The organism is Nocardiopsis sp. CC223A (assembly GCF_030766825.1).
GTDB lineage: Bacteria > Actinomycetota > Actinomycetes > Streptosporangiales > Streptosporangiaceae > Nocardiopsis.
Window position 1 is genome coordinate 53,083 of the sequence record NZ_JASFDV010000001.1, and the last position, 20,216, is coordinate 73,298.

Consider the following 20,216-nt stretch of genomic DNA (forward strand, 5'->3'; position numbering starts at 1 on the left):
TACCCTGGGGGTTTGCCGCCGCCATCGGCGACGCGGCACCCCAACGGCCGGAGAACGCTTCCGGCATGCTCGCGATACGTAGCGGAGGGACGGCGACCATGCCGGCGAAGAAGAGCAAGAAGGGCCCCACCAAGGGCAGCGGAGGCAAGGGCCGCCGGTCCCTGGAGGGCAAGAAGGGCACCCTGCCCGCCGAGCAGCGGCACTGGTACGACGGCAAGCAGCGCTCCAAGGCGATCCGCCGGGCCAAGGAGGTGGAGGCCTCCGGCGCCGCTCCGCGACCGGCCCGTTCGGGCGAGCCCGAGCGCCGCCGGGTCGACTCCGACCTGCTCGTGGGCCGCAACCCCGTGCTGGAGGCGCTGCGCGCGGGCATGCCCGCCAGCCGCCTCTTCCTCTCCAACAGCCTCGACTCCGACGACCGCGTCAACGAGGCCGCCCGCCTCGCCGGCGAACAGGGCGTGGAGGTGCTGGAGGTCACCCGCGCCGAGCTCGACCGGCGCTGCGACAGCAACGGCCAGCCGGGCGCCGTCCACCAGGGCATGGCCCTCCAGGCGCGGCCCTACCGCTACCTGGTGCCGGAGGACCTGCTCGAACGCGCCCTGGGCGCGGACGGGCCGCCGCTCATCGTCGCCCTCGACGGTGTGACCGACCCGCACAACCTGGGCGCGATCGCCCGCTCCGCGGCCGCGTTCGGCGCCGACGGCCTGCTCATCCCCGAGCGCCGCTCCGCCGGTGTCACCACCACCGTGTGGAAGACCTCGGCGGGCACCCTGGCCCGGCTCCCGATCGCGCAGGCCACCAACCTCACCCGGGCCCTGGAGGCCTTCAAGAAGGCGGGCCTGTTCGTCGTCGGCCTCGACGCCGACGGCGACGCCGCCATCCCGGGCCTGGACCTGGCCACCGGCCCGCTGGTCGTGGTGGTGGGCTCCGAGGGCAAGGGCCTGTCCCGCCTGGTGCGCGAATCCTGCGACGTGATCGCGAGCATCCCGATCCGCAACGCCGAGTCGCTCAACGCCTCCGTCGCCGCCGGGGTGTCCCTCTACGAGGTCGCCCGCCTGCGTGCCGAGCAGCGGGACTCCTGATCCCCTCCGCCCCCGGTCCCCCGCAACGGGACCGGGGGCGGGCTTTTCCGAGTAGGCCGAAACGCGCCTCACCCGGTACCATTCGGGTGGACGCGGCTCCCCTCGGAGCCCGACGCCCCGCCGGCGTAGCTCAATTGGCAGAGCAGCCGCCTTGTAAGCGGCAGGTTAGGGGTTCAAGTCCCCTCGCCGGCTCTCACATGGTCTGACCTGGGACATCTCCAGGCGGAACACATCACTGCACGTGTGTGACCGCTTGGAGAGCCACCGCTTATGGCTATTCGCTACCTCCGCCGAGGACCGCGCAACCTGGCCGCCGGACCGCTGAAGCCGCACATCGACTCCTTCGTCCTCTACCTGCGGGCCGAGGGCAGGAGTCGCAAGACCATCACGCTTTACTCGCAGGCCGCCTCCTGGTTCGCGGCCGAGCACCTGCTGACCGGCGGTCAGCCCACTGACACCGACCGTCGCTTCGACACCGCCGATGACACCAGCGCCGACCTGGTGACCTTCGAGTCGGTACGGGACTGGGAACTGGTCGGCCGGGTGCACCTGCGCTCCTGGCTGGTGCGGCTGCGGCACCGCCAGCACACCGACTCCTACGTCAACAACCAGTACCGCTGCCTCCAGCAGTTCTTCCGGTGGCTCTCCGCGGAGGAGGAGATCCCCAACCCCATGGCCAAGATGCGCCCGCCGAAGATCGCGCCCAAGCCTGTGCCGGTTTTCTACGAAGGCGACGTCGACCGCATCCTGAAGATGCCCAAGGGGACCGACCGCTGCGCGGCCAAGCGCGTGGACGTCTGCAAGCTCCGTGACAGCGCCATCCTGCAACTGCTCAAGGACACCGGCCTGCGCCGCCAGGAGATCGCCAGGCTGCGCGTGGGCGACGTCTCCATCGCCGACCGCAGGGCCGTCGTCACCGGCAAGGGGGGCAAGACCCGCTACGTGAAGTTCACCCACCCCACCGCCCGCACCCTGGACAGGTACCTGCGCTGGCGCACCAAGCAGCCGGACGCGCACCTGCCGCACTTCTGGCTGTCGCAGAAGGGCGGCCCGCTGACGGAGTCGGGCATCTACCAGATGGTGCGCCGCCGGGCCCGCCGGGCGGGCGTGGACGACGTCTACCCGCACCGCTGGCGCCACGACTTCTCCCACCGCTACCTCGATCGCGGCGGCGAGGAGGGCGACCTGATGGAGCTGAACGGCTGGGACTCCCGCCAGATGCTCCGCCACTACGGCCGCTCCGCGGCCGCCTCCCGCGCGGCCCGCAACTACGACCGCGTCATGGGCGCCTGATGACCCACCGCCCGTGGTGAGGGCTCCGAGCCCTCACCACGGGCCCACCTCGGCGGGTTGCCGCTCCCGTGCGCCTTGTAGCGTCCGACCCGTTCATTTCAGCCCATGCTTCGGATGCCGAGGCCCCGTAATGCAGGAAGTCAGACGAGAATCGCGACTGTAGGCCTGCCGGGCTACGTCGGTGTTGTGGAGTTCTGGCACTGATCTTGTGGTGTGGTCACGGTCAGCCACTCACGTGGGAGATGGATCCACTTCTCCCAGACCGGTTCGGGTGGCATCTCCCGGTCGACGCCGGGTGGCCTAACACCGGCCGGTCCTCGTTGGTGGAGGCTCGCCTTCTCAAAGTTATTTCATCGTCACTCTGTGTGTCTTTTTGGCGAATGGCTTGTCTCGCTTGCGCAACTGGATCGCTTGAGTGTCTTCCTGTGCTTCTCTTGTGATCCTGTTTGGTTTACGGTGTTTTGCGCGCGTCTTGAGCCACGGGAAATTCTTGTCCCCGACGAAAAGTTGCGTCCGGAAAATTGATGGAGTCGTATTGATGGATTTTGTTGATCGAATCACCTCTCTGGTTGGCCCGAGTCGCGTCTTCGATAAGGAGCCGATAGATTGGGGGTCGGTTGAGGAGGGCGTTGGCATTAAACTGCCGAAAGATTATAAGCGCTTGCTGTCTCGGTATTTTCATTTCTCTTGGGGGGAATTCTTTGTTTTCACTCCGAGAGGTGGAACTCGTGGTCAATCGGGGCCGTTGGAGGCTACGGCGGACCTCGAAGCGATCATTCGGGATCGACCTTTGAGTGAGAAAGCGATTAAAAGGATTAACAGGATTGTTGATGTCGACAATCGCCCGCTGATTTCCGTGTCACCACCGTTGGTTTTCTATCCTTCTGTGCCGGGGCTGCTGCGGTGGGGTATGGATGCGAACGGGTGGGATTATTTTTGGGCTGTTGATGGTCCGGCTGAATCTTGGCCCGTGGTTTCTCGGTCGGATCGTGGCGAGTGGTGGGATGAACATTCGATGACTATGAGTGAATACCTGTATCGGTTGAATGTGGAGGGTCAGATTTGTCGCGGCTGTCCGCGTCCTCCGCTGGGAAGAATGGTTTTCGATGAAATGTGAGGGCGATTGGTAAATCGATGATCTTGGGAAATTTTGATCGAGTGATGAGATTTTTTGACGCCCGCGGGGCGGCTCAAGGTGGCGCGAGTGGCAACTTGGAATTTTGTCATACTTGCCCTCATTTGCTGTTTCTACAAGCGCTCGCGAAACTCGATTTGGGCGGTCCCGGAAGAGTGCTGTATCAGTGCCTCCGTCTGCTCCACTCCGCCTTCTTCGCGCTGTTATTCGTTCTCATTCATTTTTATCCAAGAAGCTGTCGGCGGACACTTTTTCGGTGAGATTCGGCTTCGCTGATGTCAGGTCAAATGGGAGAAGGGGTCGGTGTCCCAGCCAGGGCGGTTTCAAAGTTGATCTTCGGGCCGCTGCTCCGCCCGGCAGGGCATGGCCCCATGATCGATGCACCGCGGACCCACAACAGCGCATGAAGGCGGGCGCGGCCCCGTGACCTGTGATGATGGGAGTTCTCTACGCTTCCGTCACCACTCGCCGAGGTACCGCGCCCGTGCCCCCGGTCTCCCCTACCCTGGCCCTGCCCGACCACCCCGCAGCGGCACGCAAGGTCCTGCGCGGACAGGTCGACGACCTGCTCCAAGCGTTCGCCCCGGTGGCCGACCCCCGCCAACCCCGAGGCGTACGGTTCCCCCTGCCGGTCGTGCTCGGCCTGGCACTGCCGGCCGTGACCTGCGGCGCGATCGGCTTCGCCGAGATCGCAGCCGACCTGGACCCCGACCTCAAAGCCGGGTTCGGGCCGGCGCGCTCCGCCCCGTCGGCGGCGACGTTCCGCCGCGTGCTCAACGGCATCGATCCACTCGCTCTGGACGAAGCCCTGTGCCGGTGGGCCGAACCGACCACCACCGCCCCCGCCCCCACCCCGGCACCGGCACCGGCGCAGATCACGCGGGTGGTGAGCGCGGACGGCAAAACGATGCGGGCCGCCCGCCGCCCCGCCCCCGAGGGCGGGGCCGTCCAGGACCAGGTGGTCGAGGTGCTGGACCATGCCACTGACGCTGAAGTGGTGAAGTTACGAAATCCCGACCTTTCGTTCCTGGCCGCTTTGACCTTCCCGGCGGTATCGCGGGACACATGAGGTACGCACACGGCGGCGGCTTCACCGCCGCCCAACGCCATCAACGCGAACTCGTGCGCCTGAAGGCCGCGGACCTGTTCGCCCGCCAGATCCCGCCCACCGTCGTGGCACACCGCCTGCGCGTGAGCCGCATGGTGTGTCCTGCGTTCTTCGGAGTCGGTTTTCTGGATCCTGGGGCCACGTGACCCTTGAAGGAGGGCATCGTGGGACGTCGTGGATATCCCGCCGAGTTCCGCCGCAAAGTGCTGGACCTGGTCCGGTCCGGGCGCAGCGTCGCGGATGTGGCACGCGATCTGGGCATCAGCACCGAGACGGTCTACGCCTGGCGACGCCAGGACCGCATCGACCAAGGCCTGGCACCCGGCCTGACCAGCACCGAGAAGACCGAGTTGGCCGCGGCCAACAAGCGTATCGCCGAGCTGGAGGCCGAACTGGCCCGGCTCCATGCCATGTCGGCGGATTTCGATAGCTCCGGCCAGGACACGACTCAGCTGCTTCCGGCCACTGTCCAGGGTCACGTCCCCGGGAGTGGTGTGATTTTCGCGCGGGTGCGTCCTTGCGGGTCATCGCGATGGTCGGCCGAAGCCGGGCGGGCCAGCGCGTACCGGGGGCCCGCTGACCGGGATGAAGAAGCCGCCGGAGGCGGCGGCGCACCGATCCGCCCGACACCGCTGACGCGCATCCGTGGGAACAGGGCCGGAAAAGTCACACCACTCGATGGGACACCATCCTGTCCAGGTGCGCTCGGCCCGTGTCCGCGGCGACCTGCACGCCCTGTTCGACTCCACCATTCGGTTGCATATGTCGACGCGGGCGAGGAACGTATCTCACCTGGTCCGGGGAACACCCGGACACCTTTGGCAAGAGCATGAAACCGCTGGTCACCACGCGGTCGAAGTTCGCCACGACTTCGCCTGGAGTAGCGTCAGGGCCCATGAGGATCGCGATCATCGGCTGCGGAGGCAGCGGCAAGACCACCATCGGCCGCCGCCTGGCGGAAGCCCTGCATGCTCCGGTGACGCACCTGGACGCCGTGTACTACGACGATGAATGGAACGCGCTGCCCAAGGAGAAATTCGCCGCTCTCCAGGAGGAGCTGGTGGCCCGGGACCGTTGGGTGATCGACGGCAACTACGCCGCCACCCTGCCGATCCGGTTGCGGCGCGCCACGACGGTGATCTTCCTGGATCTCTCCCCGTTCACCTGCTTGGCCGGTATCGCCCAACGACGGCTCAGGTACGGCGGGGGCCAGAACGACGCGACCGGTGTCTACGACCGCGTCAACTGGGGCTTCATCAAGTACGTGTGGACTTTCCGCCGGACCATGGGGCCGCGGGTCCGCAGGCTCATCACCGAACACGCGACCCACGCGGACGTGCACATCGTCCGCTCGCGTCGCGCAGCCGATCTGCTGGTCGACGAGATCATCCGTGCAGCGGACAGCAGAGGCTGACCGAACAGGAGGTGCACCTGCCCCGGCTGGATCCGGGCAGATCCATCATGGAACAGTTCTTTGGCAGAGCAGTTCCTGGATACGCGGAAACAGTGGTGCCCGACAAGGTCGAGACCCCTGCCCGCTTGGAGAGTTACCGCTCATGGCCTGCGCCGCCTCGGCCGGGGCCCGCGCGACCTGGCCGCCGGACCGCTGAGGCCGCGCGTTGACTCCTTCGTTCTCCACCCGCTAGCCGGAGGACGGCTCGTCGGCCGTGATGGCGCCCCCGCGGAGCGGCCGGGGCGGACGCCCCGCCCGGTGCGGGAATCGGTGGGGCGGCGGGGATGTTGTCCACCGACATGACCGAGCCGTGGCTGGACCAGAAGACCATCGACCACCTCCTCGACGACACCGGGACCTGGGCCGTCGTCGGCCTGTCGGCCGATCCGCGGCGCCCCGCCCACGGGGTCGCCCGGGTGCTCCAGGCGAAGGGCAAGCGGATCGTCCCGATCCACCCCGGGGCGGCGGCCGCGGGTGAGGAGGTCCTGGGCGAGAAGGCCTACGCGACGCTCGCCGAGGCGGCCGACGCCGTCGGCGGCATCGACGTGGTGGACGTCTTCCGCCGGTCCGAAGCGGCCGGGGAGTTCGCCGACCAGGCCGTGGCGATCGGTGCCCGGGGGGTGTGGTTCCAGCTCGGGGTCGTCGACCGGGAGGCGTTCCGCCGGACGGCGGAGGCCGGTGTGCCGATGGTGATGGACACCTGCCCCGCCATCGAGTGGGGCAAGCGCGGCGCCTGACCGGAGGACTCCTACCGGGCGGACTCGGGGGAGTGCGCGACGCCCTTCAGGAACCATGAGGCGACCGCCGCCGTCACCACGCCCATCAGGCCGACGCCCATGATCATCAGCAGCACGGCCACCAGCCGTCCCTCCAGGGTGACGGGGTAGAGGTCCCCGTACCCGACCGTCGCGGCCGTCACGATCGACCACCACAGGGCGTCCCCGAACCCGGTGATGTTCGCGCCGGGGGCGTCCCGCTCCGCGTCGAGCACGGTCACCGCGCTCAGGAAGATCATGAGGACCGCCGCGCCGGTGACGTAGACGGAGGTCTTCTCGATCACCGAGTGGCCGATCGTGGAGCGGTTCAGCAGGCGCACGAGCGAGAACAGGCGCAGCAGGCGCAGTGTCCGGAACATGGGGATCAGGACCAGGATCACGTCGTACCAGTTGCGCAGGGCGTACGCCACGCGGTGGTCGCTCAGGTAGATCCGGATGGCGAAATCGAGCGTGAAGGCGAGCCAGATCGTCCAGGAGAGGGCCTGGAGGACGTTGTACAGGTCCGGTTCCAGCCCGGGGTCGATGACCGGCCACGCGTAGGCCACGAGGAAGGCCGCGGCCAGCAGCAGCATCGGGACCTCCGCCCTGCGCTCCCACCGGTTCACGCGGGCGTCGTGTTCGAGGGGCTGGGGTGACGTGTCCTGTTCCGCCATGGAGGCACCGATCTGCGTCCGGGAGTTGGGCCGAGGGCTGCCGGTGCGCGCGGAGTACGCGGCGGTGGGCCACCGGCATTCGGGGCGAAACTCGCAAGATCGACCCCGCTGACATGGGAGGATACGCCAACGGTCGGCCGGTGCCGCACACCGGGCGGCGGGTGCGGCCGGATGTCCGGCCGTGCCCGCCGCCCCGGACCGGGGTCAGCGGACCACGTCGAACACCTGCTTCTGCACACCGTTGGAGTACACCTCGTGCTCCACGAGCTTCAGCTTGGTCAGGTCCTTGTCGGTGTCGCTGAACAGCCGCTTGCCCGCGCCCAGGAGCAGCGGGAAGACCAACAGGTGGTAGCGGTCGACCAGGCCCGCGTCGGCGAGGCCCTGGGCCAGGGTGGAGCTGCCGTTGACGATGATCGGCCCGCCCTCGGTCTCCTTGAGCGCGGCCACGTCGTCGAGGGAGCGCAGGATGGTGGCGGGCCAGCGCTCGTCCTGCTCGGTGAGGGTGGTGGAGACCACGTAGCGGGGCATGGCGTTGTAGCCCGCGAACTCCTCGGTCATCGTCGGCCACACCGGGGCGAAGGCCTCGTAGCTGCGGCGGCCGATCAGCAGGGCGCCCGCCTCGTCCTGCTCGCGGCCCTTGATCTCGTAGGCGGCCTCGTCGAACTCGACGGCCTTGAAGGTCCAGCCGGTGTTGCGGTAGCCGGGCTCTCCGCCCGGGGCCTCCATGACGCCGTCGAGGGAGACGAAGGCAGTGACGATCAGCGTGCGCATGGTGTGCTCCTTGTTTCCTGTTCGCACCTACACCCTCTCGTCGAGCGGCATCCGCGGGGATCGACACCGCGCCGGAATTCTCCCGGGATTTTTTTCGCCGGGGACGGATGTTCCCTCGCGCCGCCGTCCCCCGGTGTCGGTGCTGTGGCCGATGCCCGTGGCTCCGCGTCGGTCAGGGCCGCCCCGGCCGTCGCCGGGGTGAGCCCGGCCCGCGCACGAACGTGCGGACCGCTCAGTCGAGGTGCGGGGCGGGGGCGGGCAGGCGGGCGGTGAGCAGGGAGATGCCGTAGGCGCACAGGCCGGCGGCCAGCACCGCCGGGATGAGGCCGAGGGGACCGCCGAGGAAGGACTCGCCCATGAAGGCGATGCCGACGACGGACGCCGCGACCGGGTTGGCGACCGTCGTCACACCCAGCGGTGCACCGAGTTCCATGCCCTGGTAGGCGGCCTGGGCCAGGAAGAGGCCGAAGACCGCGATGACGGCGGTGCCCGCGCTCGCCGGATGCAGGAGCGCGGCGCCGCCGTCGGTGCCGACGACCGTGATGGTCGTCTTGGCCAGGGCCGAGGAGACGCCGAAGGCGATGCCGGCCACCGCGGCCAGCAGGTGGCTGCGCCACGTGGCCGGGCACCGTCCCGCCGCCCAGGCGCCCGCGATGAGCAGGGCCAGGGTGCCGACGGTGACGGTGAGGCCCTCCGCGGCGGTCAGGGGTTCGCTGTGGCCGTCGGTCACGGCCAGGGCCAGGAGCGCCGCGACGGAGACGACGGCCAGCAGCGCCCCGAGGCGTTCGCGGGCGGTCAGCCTCCTACCGCCGAGGCGGGTCGCCCAGGGGATCGCCATGACCAGGGTCAGGACGCCCAGGGGCTGCACCACGGTGAGCGGGGCGAAGGTCAGGGCGCCCACCTGGAAGACGGCGCGGCCGCCGTTGAGGAGGATCGAGGCCCACCACAGGGGCCGGGACAGCAGGGCGGCGAGGGGGCGCCGACCGGTGAGCGGTTCGGGGACCAGGACCGCCAGTCGCCACTGCGCCACCGCGGCCGCCGCATAGGAGGTGCACGAACCGACGCTCAGGAGCACCCCGAGCCACACCAGGGAGTTCATGCTCATGGACCCTTCCGTACGGAAGGGGGCCCTGTCGTCATACCAAGGGATGTTCCCGCCGGTCTTCGGTCGCGGCGGGGCCTCGGGCCCCGGAGGCCGGTGGGCGGGTGGGCGCGGACACGGAGGCCTTCTCCGTTCAGGGTCGGGCCGCGTTCTCCGCGCCCCGGCGCACGGTGTCCGGAGCGGTGGTCGTCGTCGATCCCCCACCCGGTGGGGAAGGGCCGGACGGGAGGAGGCGGCAGGGGTGTGGGCGGCGTGGAACAGGTCCCGGTCACCCGGGCCCGCCTCGCCTCGGGGGCGGGGGCGAACGCGGTGGCGCCGCGGGAGATCGCGCGGCGTCGCGGTCCGGTGCCCCCGGACCGTGCGGCGGAAGCGGCCGGGGTGCCGGCGGGCACCTCTTCGGTGAGGTGGCCGCCGTCGGCGAACCCTACCCGGTGCGGTCGCACGCGGGGCCCCGGCCGCCCCGCAGGGGGCGGTGCCGGTGGTGCGGGGCGCCGCGGACGGGTTCCACCGGGGCGCCGGGGCCGCTCCGTGCGGGCGGTGTCTCAGGCGTCGGCCACCTCCGGCAGGGCCGACGCCACCAGGTCCGCCGCCGCGCGTGGGTCGGGGAACCCCTGCCCGAACACGTACACCGCGGTGATGCCCGCCCCGCGCAGCTCCAGCAGCCGCTTGACCAGGTCGTCGCGGCCGCTGCCGACATCGGCCGAGATCGTCGCGGTCTTCTCGACCTCGTCGTAGGGGCGCCCCACGTCATCGCAGTGGCGCCGGAGCACGTCGAGCTTGTGCGGCACCTCCGGGCCGCCGAAGAGGTTGCAGGCGTCCGCGTACTGCGCCACCAGCCGCAGGGTGCGCTTCTCGCCCATCCCGCCGACCATCAGGTACGGGTGCGGGTCGGACAGCCCGCGCGGGTTGTTGAGCATCCGCTCCAGGCGGTGGTGCTCGCTCTCGAAGGCGCCCTCCTTCCCGCTCCACATCCCCAGACAGATCAGCAGGGTCTCCTCCAGCCGGTCGAACCGCTCGGACACCGGCGGGAACGGCAGCCCCAGGCCGCGTGCCTCTGCCTCGTACCAGGCGGCGCCGATTCCCAGCCCGGCGCGGCCGCCGGAGAGCGTGTCCAGGGTGCTGATCTGCTTGGCCAGCACCCCGGGCGGGTGGTAGACGACCCCGGTGACCAGGGTGTGCAGCAGCACCCGCTCGGTGTGCGCGGCCAGGAACCCGAGGGTGGTGTAAGCCTCCAGCATGGCGTTCTCGGGCGGCCCGATGGCGCCGCCCAGCTGCCAGTAGTGGTCCATCACGGTGATCCGGGAGATCCCTGACGCCTCGGCGTGCCGGGCGGTGTCGGCCAGGCGGCGGCCGAGCTCGGGGACACCCCCGTCCCAGGTGAAGTCGGCGATGTGCAGCCCGAGTTCCATGTGTCCTCCAACGGGTGGCGGATACGGCCGGGAGCCCCGACCAGAACCCAGTTTCGCCGCCGGACCGGGTTCACGCCAGCACCTTTCCGGACCTGTGGACGACCCGCGGTCCCCGGGGACGCGGACCGGCCCGGGAGGCGGACCGGTCCGCGTCCCCGGCGCGTTCGAGCGGGCGCGGCCGGGGGAGGCCCGTCGCCGCCGACGGCCGTGCCGATGGCGTGCCGGTGGCACGGGAACGCCCGGCCGGGCCCTGCCCCATGCGTCTACCGAGTGCTCGGTAGGTAACGGAAAAGCCGCAGCACCAAGGGTTGTGGGTCTTTCCACGGCCGCGGGACCGTAGACTCCTGCGGGTGAGCAGAACGAGTCCGGGTCGGCGCCGGGCACCGCGGGGCGATCGCGACCGGCGGCGGGAGGAGATCCTGCGGACCGCGACGGAGGCCTTCGCGACGCGCGGCTACCACAAGGCGTCCCTCGCCGAGATCGCCGACCGGGCAGGACTCACCCAGGCGGGCGTCCTCCACTACTTCCCGTCCAAGGCCGACCTGCTCACCGGGGTCCTGGACCTGTGCGACGCCACCGCGGAGCACGGCGGCGCGGATCGGCCGCGCGGCCTGGCCTTCCTGCGCCACCTCGTGGACATGGCCCGGTGCAACGCCGGGGCCGAGGGCGTCGTCCGCCTCCACACGGTGCTGTCGGCGGAGAGCGTCACCGAGGGCCATCCCGCGCAGGAGTACTTCCGGTGCCGCTACGACGGGCTGCGCGAGACGGTCGCCGAGGCGCTGACCGAGGCCCGCGAGGACGGGGAGATCACCGCCGAACTCGACCCGGGGCCGGTTTCCGCCTCCATCGTCGCCGTCGTCGACGGCCTCCGGGTGCAGTGGTTGCTGTGCCCGGACGCCGTGGACATGGCGGCCGCCACAGCCCACACCATCGGCCGCCTGATCGGCGTCGATCCGTTCACCGGGGAGGAGGTGCGGTGAGGGAGGCGGTCGAGCGGCTGTACGCGGTGTTCGCGCGCCATCGCCTGGCGGCCCGCATCGACGGCTGCCCGCACTGTGTCACGGACGAGGACCAGGACCTGCTGCGCCGCTCGCCCCTGCGCGAACTCGGCGAGGACGACCTGCACCGGTTCGTGGCCAAGGTCCTCACGACCTGGGGCGGCGTCGACGACCTGCGCCACTTCCTGCCGCGTATCCTCGACCTCGCCCTGCCCGGCGGCGGGCTCATCGACATCGACACGGTGGCCGCCAAGCTGGATCTGGCCCGCTGGTGGCAGTGGCCCGCCGACGAGCGCGCCGCCGTCCGCGCCTGCTTCGTCGCCCTGTGGGTGCGCACCCTGGACCGCGAGCCCGAGGAGCGCCCGGCCGTCCTGATCCTGGACACGCTGGCCACCGCCTTCGACGACCTGTCCCCGTTCCTGGAGACCTGGACCCACCGGCTGCGGCACTGGGAGGACCACCCCCGGGCCCTGCGCCAGTTCGCCGACACGGCGGGAACCGTGGTGGCCACCTCGCCGACCGTGCGCCACCCCCAGGTGGTGATCTGGCTGCTCGACCTGATCCCCCTGATGGAGACCCTGTTCAAGGAGTTGGAGGACGTGGACATCGGTCTGGCCGAATCCGTCCTGGACACCCACGACCAGCTCGTCCTGCTGCGCGCCACCCCCCATCCCTGACGGCACGGCTCCCGGGCGGTCCCCGCACGGACCGGGCCCCGCCCCCGTGACGGGGACGGGGCCCGGCCTACCGGCCGATCACCGCCGCGGCCACCGCGTCGGGCGCCTGCGCGTAGGAGTCGAACTCCATGGCGAAGGACGCCCGGCCCGAGGTCCGGCCGCGCAGATCGCCCACGTAGCCGAACATCTCCGCCAGCGGCACCGCCGCCGAGACCACCCGGGCCCCGCGCCGCTCCGCCAGCGACCGCACCCGGCCGCGCCGGACGTTGAGGTCGCCGATGACGTCGCCCATGCAGTCCTCGGGCGTCGTCACCTCCACGGCCATCACCGGCTCCAGCAGCGCCGGGTCGGCCCGCACCAGGGCCTCCTTCATCGCGTCCAGCGCCACCGTCCGGAACGCAAGCTCAGAGGAGTCCTCGGTGTGGAACGCCCCGTCCAGCAGGCGCACCCGCACCCCGGTCACCTCGTACCCGGCCAGGACACCGAGCCGCAGCGCGTCCCGGCATCCCCTGTCCACCGCGGGGACGAACTCCCGCGGCACCCGGCCGCCGGTCACCTCGTCCACGAACTCGTACCCGCCCTCGAACGGCTCGACGGCGATCCGCACCCGGGCGAACCGGCCCCGGCCGCCGGTCTGCTTCCGGTGCGTGCGGTCCACCGCCGCGACCGCCCGCCGGATGGTCTCCCGGTAGGCGACGCGCGGCCGACCCACCCGGGCCTGGACGCCGAACTCGCGCAGCAGCCGGGCGACCTGGATCTCCAGGTGCAGCTCGCCCATGCCGCCCAGGATGGTCTGCCCGCTCTCGGCGTCGGTGTGCACCCGCAGGGACGGGTCCTCCTCCGACAGCCGGACGACCGCCGACGACAGCCGGTCCCGTTCGGACCGGGACCGCGGCTCCACCGCGACCTCGATGACGGGATCGGGGAAGTCCATGGCGTCCAGCACGATCGGGTCCGCCGCGTCGCACAGGGTCTCCCCGGTGCCGGTCCGGCGCAGCCCCATGACGGCGACGATGTCACCGGCGACCGCGGTGGGGATCTCCTCGCGGGTCGCGGCGTGCACACGGTAGATCTTGCCGATCCTCTCCTTCTCTCCCCGCAGCGGGTTGTACACCCGGTCGCCGGTGTTCAGCGAACCGGAGTACAGCCGGACGAACGTCAGGCGGCCCAGGTGCGGGTCGCCCGTGATCTTGAAGGCCAGCGCCGCCAGTGGCGCGTCCTCGGACGGAGGGTGCGCGACCGCCGTACCCGCGTCCCCGGGGCGGACCCCGGACACCTCGCCCGCGTCGAGCGGGGAGGGCAGGTAGCGGACCACGGCGTCCAGCAGCGGCTGCACCCCCTTGTTCTTGAACGCGGTGCCGCACAGCACCGGCGTCACCGTGACGGGGCCGTCCACCGATCCGACGGTCAACCGCCGGACCGCCGCGTGCAGCTCCGCCTCGCCGGGTTCCTCACTCCGGACGTACAGCTCCATCAGTGCTTCGTCGTGCTCGGCGACCGTCTCCAGCAGGCGGGCGCGCCACCGCCGCGCCTCCCCGACCAGTGCGTCGGGGACGGCGGTGACCCGGTACGCCTCGCCCAGGCCGGCGTCGGCCGACCACACCAGGGCGCGCATGCCGACCAGGTCGACCACGCCGCGGAAGCCCGCCTCCGCGCCGATCGGCAGGTGCAGTACCAGCGGCACCGCGCCCAGCCGGTCGCCGATCATCTCGACGCACCGCGCCATGTCCGCGCCGACCCGGTCCATCTTGTTGACGAAGCAGATGCGGGGAACGCCGTAGCGGTCCGCTTGGCGCCACACCGTCTCGGACTGGGGCTCCACCCCGGCGACCGCGTCGAACACCGCGACCGCGCCGTCCAGGACGCGCAGGCACCGCTCCACCTCGACGGTGAAGTCGATGTGGCCGGGGGTGTCGATGAGGTTCACGGTGTGGGTCGCGCCGTCGACCGTCCACCGGCAGGTGACCGCCGCCGAGGCGATGGTGATGCCGTGCTCGCGCTCTTCGGGCAGGAAGTCGGTGGCGGTGGTGCCGTCGTGCACCTCGCCGACCTTGTGGGAGGTGCCGGTGTAGTACAGGATGCGCTCGGTGGTGGTGGTCTTGCCCGCGTCGATGTGGGCCATGATCCCGATGTTGCGGACCGAGGCCCGTCCCATCCTTGTGGTGGTGGCCATGTGTCCGTTCCTCTCTGCTTCGTCGGGGCGACCATCGGGCGGTGCGCGCATGCCTGTGCGGCCGTGGGTACGGCCTGCCGCCTGCTGGGAGAGTAGGTGCGGGAACCCCTGGCGGGCCATCGGTTTTCGGACGCCCGTACACGGCGAAGGCGGCGGGTCCGTGACCCGCCGCCTTCGCCGTGCACCCGGTCAGTCCACCGGGCGCCGGGGCTCCACGACCGTGTTCGGCCCCGGGTAGATGAGCCGTTCCTCCCCGTCCGGGAAGCGCACCAGGTAGGGCGGGCCGTCCTCGGCCCCGCGCACCTCGACGATCTCCCCGGTGTGCTGCCCGTCGCTGCTGGTGACCCCGTGCGTGTGCACGTGGTCGCCGATCCTCGCCCGCATCGTCCCCCCGTTCCGGCCGGTCCCCCGCCCGGCCCGTACCGGGGATCTACCCGGCCCCGCTCCCGCCCGAACCGGACCCCGGTGCCCCCTACGCACACAGGGGTGCCCGGGTCCCGACGAACCTCCGATGCGCAGGCGGTCCGCCCGGCCTCGGGCTGGGCGGGACGGACGACACGAGGAGGTCGCACATGCCGACGGTGCGGGAACCGACCGAGCGCTACGGGGACAGGACGGTGGTGGACGGTTTCACCTTCACGGTGGAGGCCGGCCGCGTCACCGGTCTCCTGGGGCCCGACGGGGCGGGCAAGAGCACCACGATGCGGATGCTGCCGGGACCGGCCGCGCCCACGTCCGGCGAGGCGCCGGTCGACGGCCGCCCCTACCGGGACCTGCCCCGGCCCGCCCCGCCCGTGGGCGCACCGACTCCGGTCTTCGTCCCCGCGGGGCGTTAACCTGCGGCGCGGATCCACGACGTTCAGGAGTGCACCATGGCCCGACCGACCTGCCCCATCCCGAGACCGAATCCCTCCGGGAGCTCTCCGCCGCCCTGCGCGCCCTGGCCGCCGACCACGGCGGAGCGGTCACCTACACCGTGTCGATGGGGGAGCTGTCGGCCTCCCCGTCCCTGACCGCCGCGGACGGCTCCCGGCCGTACGTGCCCCTGCGCCTGCCGGGCTTCGAGCTGCGCCGCGCCGAGGCCCACCCCGAGCACGGGCGCTGGTTCTTCCTGCGCGCCCGCGCCACCCCGGAGGCGGTGGAGGTCGACCGCGCCTACGACCACTGGCCCGCGTGGGCCGGGGAGAGCTTCGCGATCGGCGGCGGTGTGCCCGTCGGGGACGTCGCCGCCGAGATGGACCGCCGGGACCCCGAATGGCGGCCCGACTGGGTGTGGCTGCTGGACGAGGAGGTCGTGTACGACCCGCCCGCCGACCCCTTCACCCGGCCGGAGCGCTGACGGCCCGGGGTCAGCGGGGGAGGAGGCCGGTGGCCAGGACGTCGATGACCCCGGGCAGCAGGGCGTCGGCCTCCTCCGGTGCGGTGGTGGAGTTGAGGGACGCGAACCCGTGCAGGGTCGCCGCCATCGTGAACGCGATGACCGAGGGGTCGCCCGCGGCGATCTCCCCGGTCCGCTGGCCCTCGGTGATGATCCCCATCATGGTGTCCAGCAGGCGTTCGACCGCCGCCGTCAACTCCTCGGAGGACTCGGGGTCGTGCTTGCGCGAGTACATGAGGTCGAGCAGGGCGGCGTTGCGCAGGGCGAACGCCACGTACACGCGTGCCATGGCGAGCAGGCCGCTGCGGGTGTCGCCCGGTGCGGCGGCGGCCGCGGTCAGCTGTGCGGTGAGGCGCTCGAAGCCGCTGAGGGCGAGCGCGTCGAGCAGGGCCCTCTTGTCCCGGAAGTGGCGGCTGGGCGCGGCGTGGCTCACCCCGGCCTCGCGTGCCAGCTCGCGCAGGGACAGCGCGGCCGGGCCCCGCGCCGCCAGGGCGCGTTCGGCCCCCGCGAGCAGGGCGGCCCGCAGGTCGCCGTGGTGGTAGGGACGATCGGTCATGGGTCCAGCATAAACGGATGTTTGCATCGACATCATTGTTGTCGTTGACAACTTCGCTGGTCGGCGCCTACCGTGGGGCCATGAACAGCACACCGGTCGCACTCCCCGACCTCACCGGCACCACGGCCGTCGTCACCGGGGCCAACAGCGGGTTGGGTCTGGAGACCGCCCGCGCGCTGGCCCGGATCGGGGCCCGCGTCGTCCTGGCCGTACGCGACGAGGACCGGGGGCGGGCCGCCGCCGCGGACATCCCCGGCGAGACCGAGGTACGCCGCCTGGACCTGGCCGACCTGTCCTCCGTACGCGCCTTCGCCGGGGGCTGGAGCGGTGACATCCACCTCCTGATCAACAACGCCGGGATCATGGCCGTCCCCCGGTCCCGTACCGCGGACGGGTTCGAGCTACAGTTCGGCACCAACCACCTGGGCCACTTCGCCCTCACCAACCTGCTGCTGGAGCACGTCACCGGGCGGGTGGTCACGCTCTCCTCCGGGCTGCACGCCTCGGTCCGGGGGATCCGCTTCGACGACGTGGACCTCGAACGCGGCTACACGCCCTACCGGGCCTACGGCCAGTCCAAGCTGGCCAACCTCCTGTTCACCCTGGAGCTCCAGCGCCGCCTCACCGAGGTCGGCTCGCCGGTGCTGTCCGTGGCCGCCCACCCCGGCTACGCCGCCACCAACCTCCAGAGCCACGGTGCCAGCGCGGTGTTCCGGACGCTGCTCACCGGCATCGGCAACCGGCTGTTCGCGCAGAGCGCCGCGGCCGGGGCCCTGCCCACGATCTACGCGGCCACCCAGGACATGCCCCCGGCCGGGTTCGCCGGACCCCGGGGCGCGGGCGGCATGCGGGGCGCCCCCGGCCTGTCCTGGCGCAGTTCGGCCGCCGAGGACGAGGACGCCGCCCGCCGCCTGTGGGAGCTGTCGGAGGAGCGCACCGGCGTCTCCTTCCCGCTCAAGGGCTGACCGGGAACGGCACGGGGCCCGCGCCGGGCCGCTCGGATGCGAGCGGCCCGGCGCGGGCCCCCGGTGCGTTCGGGCTACGGCGCGAGTGTCAGCTCGTCCACCGCCGCCGCGCGCACCGCTTCCTCGCCGAACACGAACGGCATCGTCCCCCCGCGGCTCCACGGCTCCAGCTGGTCGTCGTAGTTCGGGTGGAACGCGTGCCCGGAGTTGCCGGTCAGGTGCACCCAGGTGGAGGCGTCCCGGTCCGACAGGTCGACCACCATCCTCATCGACGGCACCGCCGTGATCGCGTACCCCTCCTTGTCGTCCCAGCCGGTGGCGTTGACGATCGCCGCCCCGCCGGAGCTCTCCACCGGGCCCCGGTTGAACAGCCACTCCACCACCCCGATGCCCGAGGTGCCGAACGACTGGTGCGTCGCGGTCAGGGTGTGCAGGTCGCCCCAGCGCCAGTCGGCGGGGTCGTCGCCCAGCAGCTCCGTCAGCTCCTCGGCGGCGGCCTCCATCGCGGCGGCCAGCACCGCGTCGCGGCCGTCCGCCTCCTCACCCGCCCACCAGGTGGAGTCGGGGTCCTCCAGCAGGGCGCCCACCACGTACATGCCGCGCGAGTTGCCGGTCATCGCGACCGGGTCCAGCTCGTCGAACAGCACCGGCAGCAGGTGCCGCCAGGTGGCCTGGTAGAACGCCGCCCCGGCGGAGTCGGGCTCGGTGTACAGGTCCCAGTCGCGCAGCAGCTCCCGGGCCTGCGCCGCGGTGCCCGAGAGCTCGACGTCCAGCAGGTGGGGGACGATCGCCTCGGCGCCCAGGTGGTAGGAGTCCATGTGGATCGCCGACATGTCCTCGCCGGTCACCGGCCCCTCGGCGATCGCCTCCTCCAGCAGGTCGTTGATGCGCTGGGAGCGGTAGCCGTAGTCCCAGTCGTCGGTGAGCAGGTGCGGGTAGTCGGCGTCCACACCGGACTGGTTGGCGGTGACGACGAACCCCGACTCCGGGTTGTGGACGCTGGGCAGCTCCTCGAAGGGGATGTACCCCTCCCAGTCGTAGGCCGAGTCCCAGCCGGGCGCCGGGTAACGGCCGTCGCCCTCGCCCCGGACCGGGACCGTTCCGGGCGCCTGGTAGCCGATGTTGCCCTCGTTGTCGGCGTAGACGAGGTTCTGCGCGGGCACCGAGAACCCGCTCGCGGCCCGCCGGAAGTCCTCCCAGTCACGTGCGCGGTTCATGACGAACAGGGCGTCGGCGGTGGTCCCGGGCGACAGCGCGGTCCACTGGAGGGAGACCGCGTACTCGGCGCCCTCCTCGGCGCCCTCCACCGGCGGGGCCTCGGCGATCCCGGCCAGGTTCTCACCCGAGGCGGTGTCGGACAGCAGCGGGCCGTGGTGGGTGGAACGGACGGTGAACTCCACGTCCTCGCCGCCGGCGACCTTCACCGTCTCGGTGCGGGTCACGAGGGGGCGCTCCTCGCCGTCGACGATGTAGGAGTCGCCCTCGATCCGCTCGACGAACAGGTCCATGACGTCGGGGTTGAGGTTGGTGAAGCCCCAGGCGATCGACTCGTTCTGGCCGATGACCACACCGGGCATTCCGGAGAACCCGAACCCGGCGACGTCGAACGGGCAGGCCTCGCTCAGCTCGGTGCAGTGCAGGCCCACCTGGTGCCAGGTGGAGGGCATGGCCGCACCCAGGTGGGGGTCGTTGGCCAGCAGCGGCAGGCCCGACTCGGTGTGCTCGCCGCCCACGACCCACGAGTTGGAGCCCAGGTCGGGGCTGTTCCGCGGACCGAGCATCTCGGGCAGGGCCAGCGCGCGGTCGTACACGGCGCCGACGGCGGCCGCGGCCTCCTCGGGCAGTTCGGGGGCGCGCCGCGCGTCGGCGGGGTCGCTCTCGGGCCCGGTGGTCAGCAGCTCGTCGGTGTCGGTGATCGGCAGGTGCTCCTCGTAGGGGTACTCCGGGTACAGCTCGGCGATCTGCTCCTCGGTGAACCCGAGGCCGAGCAGCCGGGCGCGCTCGGTCTCCTCGCGCATGTTGCCGCCCAGGTCCCAGGCCATGGCCTTGAGCCAGGCCAGGCTGTCGACCGGGTCCCAGGGCTCGATGGTGTGGCCGCCGTTGAGCACGCCCAGCAGCGCGTACTCCAGGCTCGCCTCGGCCCCGTCGTGCTCCGCCAGCCAGGCGTTGACCCCGGCGGCGTAGGCGTCGAGGTAGCCCTTGGTGTCGGGGGCGAGCAGGTCGTACTCCTGCTCGGCGACGCGCCGCCAGCCCATGGTGCGCAGGTACACGTCGGTGTCCACCTGGGCCTCGCCGAAGAGCTCGGCGGTGCGCCCGGACGTCACGTGGCGGCGGAAGTCCATCTCCCAGAACCGGTCCTGGGCGTGCACGAAGCCCTGGGCCATGAAGAGGTCGTGTGCGTCGTCGGCGTACACGTGGGGGACGCCGTACTCATCGCGCAGCACCGTGACCTCGGCGTTCAGCCCGGGGAGGGCGATCTCGCCGGAGGTCTGCGGGAACGACCTGCGCACGGTCCACACGCCCAGCAGCGCGCCGACCAGTGCGAGCACCACGATGGTCGATAGAACGCCCAGAAGAACACGAATAAGGACACGCTTCCGCAATACACCCATGGCGGAACCTTAGGGTGTTGCAGGTCACAGGCTCTAGGGCAAGACGGCCGGGGAACCCAATTGTTACCTGCGGGTAAA

Annotated in this window: 21 protein-coding genes and 1 tRNA gene; 14 read left to right on the top strand and 8 right to left on the bottom strand. The window is 71.2% G+C overall.

The features are described 5' to 3' along the window. Positions 1–98 precede the first annotated feature (98 nt). The 9 genes from rlmB (at position 99) to QJS33_RS00315 (ending at position 6,805) form a co-directional block, all read left to right on the top strand. Positions 99–1,079 carry a 23S rRNA (guanosine(2251)-2'-O)-methyltransferase RlmB gene (gene rlmB, locus QJS33_RS00280; RefSeq protein WP_306365754.1) on the top strand — a complete coding sequence of 327 codons (981 nt, stop codon included), beginning with the start codon at positions 99–101 and terminating at the stop codon, positions 1,077–1,079. A gap of 119 nt (positions 1,080–1,198) precedes the next feature. Continuing rightward, a tRNA-Thr gene (locus QJS33_RS00285) sits at positions 1,199–1,271 on the top strand. A 78-nt stretch (positions 1,272–1,349) separates the two neighbouring features. Beyond that, positions 1,350–2,372: a tyrosine-type recombinase/integrase gene (locus tag QJS33_RS00290; protein ID WP_306365755.1), complete on the top strand. Its 1,023-nt coding sequence runs from the start codon at positions 1,350–1,352 to the stop codon at positions 2,370–2,372. Between the two features lie 538 nt (positions 2,373–2,910). Then, the gene (locus QJS33_RS00295) at positions 2,911–3,489 is read left to right on the top strand and encodes a hypothetical protein (RefSeq protein WP_306365756.1); all 579 of its coding nucleotides are present in this window, start codon (positions 2,911–2,913) and stop codon (positions 3,487–3,489) included. A 502-nt stretch (positions 3,490–3,991) separates the two neighbouring features. After that, positions 3,992–4,576 (top strand): transposase family protein, encoded by a 585-nt coding sequence (locus QJS33_RS00300; protein WP_306365757.1) that lies wholly within the window; start codon positions 3,992–3,994, stop codon positions 4,574–4,576. After that, positions 4,573–4,761: a hypothetical protein gene (locus QJS33_RS00305; RefSeq protein ID WP_306365758.1), complete on the top strand. Its 189-nt coding sequence runs from the start codon at positions 4,573–4,575 to the stop codon at positions 4,759–4,761. The genes QJS33_RS00300 and QJS33_RS00305 overlap by 4 nt, the downstream gene beginning before the upstream one ends. 18 nt (positions 4,762–4,779) lie before the next feature. Further along, positions 4,780–5,448, top strand: a complete 669-nt coding sequence (locus QJS33_RS31320) for a transposase (RefSeq protein ID WP_372339553.1) — start codon at positions 4,780–4,782, stop codon at positions 5,446–5,448. Positions 5,449–5,510: 62 nt separating this feature from the next. Next, complete coding sequence (locus tag QJS33_RS00310) at positions 5,511–6,029, top strand: topology modulation protein (RefSeq protein WP_306365759.1); 519 nt, start codon at positions 5,511–5,513, stop codon at positions 6,027–6,029. Positions 6,030–6,352: 323 nt separating this feature from the next. Continuing rightward, positions 6,353–6,805, top strand: coding sequence for a CoA-binding protein (locus QJS33_RS00315; protein WP_306365760.1), 453 nt, complete (start codon positions 6,353–6,355; stop codon positions 6,803–6,805). Between the two features lie 11 nt (positions 6,806–6,816). Here the strand turns inward: QJS33_RS00315 and QJS33_RS00320 are convergent, their stop codons facing one another. The 4 genes from QJS33_RS00320 to QJS33_RS00335 form a co-directional block, all read right to left on the bottom strand. After that, the gene (locus QJS33_RS00320) at positions 6,817–7,497 is read right to left on the bottom strand and encodes a potassium channel family protein (RefSeq protein ID WP_306365761.1); all 681 of its coding nucleotides are present in this window, start codon (positions 7,495–7,497) and stop codon (positions 6,817–6,819) included. 204 nt (positions 7,498–7,701) lie between these two features. After that, complete coding sequence (locus QJS33_RS00325; protein ID WP_306365762.1) at positions 7,702–8,268, bottom strand: dihydrofolate reductase family protein; 567 nt, start codon at positions 8,266–8,268, stop codon at positions 7,702–7,704. Between the two features lie 232 nt (positions 8,269–8,500). Beyond that, positions 8,501–9,373: a DMT family transporter gene (locus tag QJS33_RS00330; RefSeq protein WP_306365763.1), complete on the bottom strand. Its 873-nt coding sequence runs from the start codon at positions 9,371–9,373 to the stop codon at positions 8,501–8,503. 539 nt (positions 9,374–9,912) lie between these two features. Then, a complete protein-coding gene (locus QJS33_RS00335; protein WP_306365764.1) occupies positions 9,913–10,779 on the bottom strand; it encodes an LLM class F420-dependent oxidoreductase in 867 nt (288 codons plus the stop codon). Between the two features lie 350 nt (positions 10,780–11,129). Here QJS33_RS00335 and QJS33_RS00340 point away from each other — a divergent pair, with 350 nt between their 5' ends. Both QJS33_RS00340 and QJS33_RS00345 read left to right on the top strand, forming a co-directional pair. Further along, positions 11,130–11,759, top strand: a complete 630-nt coding sequence (locus tag QJS33_RS00340; protein ID WP_306365765.1) for a TetR/AcrR family transcriptional regulator — start codon at positions 11,130–11,132, stop codon at positions 11,757–11,759. Next, the gene (locus tag QJS33_RS00345; RefSeq protein ID WP_306365766.1) at positions 11,756–12,454 is read left to right on the top strand and encodes a hypothetical protein; all 699 of its coding nucleotides are present in this window, start codon (positions 11,756–11,758) and stop codon (positions 12,452–12,454) included. The genes QJS33_RS00340 and QJS33_RS00345 overlap by 4 nt, the downstream gene beginning before the upstream one ends. Positions 12,455–12,521: 67 nt before the next feature. On the opposite strand, the gene fusA is transcribed toward QJS33_RS00345, so the two are convergent. Both fusA and QJS33_RS00355 read right to left on the bottom strand, forming a co-directional pair. Then, positions 12,522–14,627 (bottom strand): elongation factor G, encoded by a 2,106-nt coding sequence (gene fusA, locus QJS33_RS00350; protein ID WP_306365767.1) that lies wholly within the window; start codon positions 14,625–14,627, stop codon positions 12,522–12,524. Positions 14,628–14,816: 189 nt separating this feature from the next. Then, complete coding sequence (locus tag QJS33_RS00355) at positions 14,817–15,011, bottom strand: DUF1918 domain-containing protein (RefSeq protein ID WP_306365768.1); 195 nt, start codon at positions 15,009–15,011, stop codon at positions 14,817–14,819. A 188-nt stretch (positions 15,012–15,199) separates the two neighbouring features. Here QJS33_RS00355 and QJS33_RS00360 point away from each other — a divergent pair, with 188 nt between their 5' ends. Together QJS33_RS00360 and QJS33_RS00365 are read left to right on the top strand one after the other, a co-directional pair. Next, positions 15,200–15,463, top strand: coding sequence for an ATP-binding cassette domain-containing protein (locus QJS33_RS00360; protein WP_372339554.1), 264 nt, complete (start codon positions 15,200–15,202; stop codon positions 15,461–15,463). Between the two features lie 29 nt (positions 15,464–15,492). Then, positions 15,493–15,966, top strand: coding sequence for a hypothetical protein (locus QJS33_RS00365; RefSeq protein WP_306365769.1), 474 nt, complete (start codon positions 15,493–15,495; stop codon positions 15,964–15,966). A 10-nt stretch (positions 15,967–15,976) separates the two neighbouring features. Here QJS33_RS00365 and QJS33_RS00370 read toward each other — a convergent pair whose 3' ends face one another. Then, entirely contained in the window at positions 15,977–16,561 is a 585-nt protein-coding gene (locus tag QJS33_RS00370; protein WP_306365770.1) for a TetR/AcrR family transcriptional regulator, read from the bottom strand. Between the two features lie 80 nt (positions 16,562–16,641). Between QJS33_RS00370 and QJS33_RS00375 the strand changes: the two genes are divergently transcribed. Beyond that, positions 16,642–17,526 (top strand): oxidoreductase, encoded by an 885-nt coding sequence (locus QJS33_RS00375; RefSeq protein ID WP_306365771.1) that lies wholly within the window; start codon positions 16,642–16,644, stop codon positions 17,524–17,526. Positions 17,527–17,600: 74 nt separating this feature from the next. Here the strand turns inward: QJS33_RS00375 and QJS33_RS00380 are convergent, their stop codons facing one another. After that, a complete protein-coding gene (locus QJS33_RS00380) occupies positions 17,601–20,138 on the bottom strand; it encodes a penicillin acylase family protein (protein ID WP_306365772.1) in 2,538 nt (845 codons plus the stop codon). Positions 20,139–20,216 lie beyond the last annotated feature (78 nt).

Excerpts from the sequence above, each read along its gene's own strand:
- rlmB (WP_306365754.1), top strand. The coding sequence starts at position 99 with ATGCCGGCGAAGAAGAGCAAGAAGGGCCCCACCAAGGGCAGCGGAGGC.
- QJS33_RS00290 (WP_306365755.1), top strand. The coding sequence starts at position 1,350 with ATGGCTATTCGCTACCTCCGCCGAGGACCGCGCAACCTGGCCGCCGGA.
- QJS33_RS00295 (WP_306365756.1), top strand. The coding sequence starts at position 2,911 with ATGGATTTTGTTGATCGAATCACCTCTCTGGTTGGCCCGAGTCGCGTC.
- QJS33_RS00305 (WP_306365758.1), top strand. The coding sequence starts at position 4,573 with ATGAGGTACGCACACGGCGGCGGCTTCACCGCCGCCCAACGCCATCAA.
- QJS33_RS00310 (WP_306365759.1), top strand. The coding sequence starts at position 5,511 with ATGAGGATCGCGATCATCGGCTGCGGAGGCAGCGGCAAGACCACCATC.
- QJS33_RS00315 (WP_306365760.1), top strand. The coding sequence starts at position 6,353 with ATGTTGTCCACCGACATGACCGAGCCGTGGCTGGACCAGAAGACCATC.
- QJS33_RS00320 (WP_306365761.1), bottom strand. The coding sequence starts at position 7,497 with ATGGCGGAACAGGACACGTCACCCCAGCCCCTCGAACACGACGCCCGC.
- QJS33_RS00325 (WP_306365762.1), bottom strand. The coding sequence starts at position 8,268 with ATGCGCACGCTGATCGTCACTGCCTTCGTCTCCCTCGACGGCGTCATG.
- QJS33_RS00330 (WP_306365763.1), bottom strand. The coding sequence starts at position 9,373 with ATGAGCATGAACTCCCTGGTGTGGCTCGGGGTGCTCCTGAGCGTCGGT.
- QJS33_RS00335 (WP_306365764.1), bottom strand. The coding sequence starts at position 10,779 with ATGGAACTCGGGCTGCACATCGCCGACTTCACCTGGGACGGGGGTGTC.
- fusA (WP_306365767.1), bottom strand. The coding sequence starts at position 14,627 with ATGGCCACCACCACAAGGATGGGACGGGCCTCGGTCCGCAACATCGGG.
- QJS33_RS00355 (WP_306365768.1), bottom strand. The coding sequence starts at position 15,011 with ATGCGGGCGAGGATCGGCGACCACGTGCACACGCACGGGGTCACCAGC.
- QJS33_RS00360 (WP_372339554.1), top strand. The coding sequence starts at position 15,200 with ATGCCGACGGTGCGGGAACCGACCGAGCGCTACGGGGACAGGACGGTG.
- QJS33_RS00370 (WP_306365770.1), bottom strand. The coding sequence starts at position 16,561 with ATGACCGATCGTCCCTACCACCACGGCGACCTGCGGGCCGCCCTGCTC.
- QJS33_RS00375 (WP_306365771.1), top strand. The coding sequence starts at position 16,642 with ATGAACAGCACACCGGTCGCACTCCCCGACCTCACCGGCACCACGGCC.
- QJS33_RS00380 (WP_306365772.1), bottom strand. The coding sequence starts at position 20,138 with ATGGGTGTATTGCGGAAGCGTGTCCTTATTCGTGTTCTTCTGGGCGTT.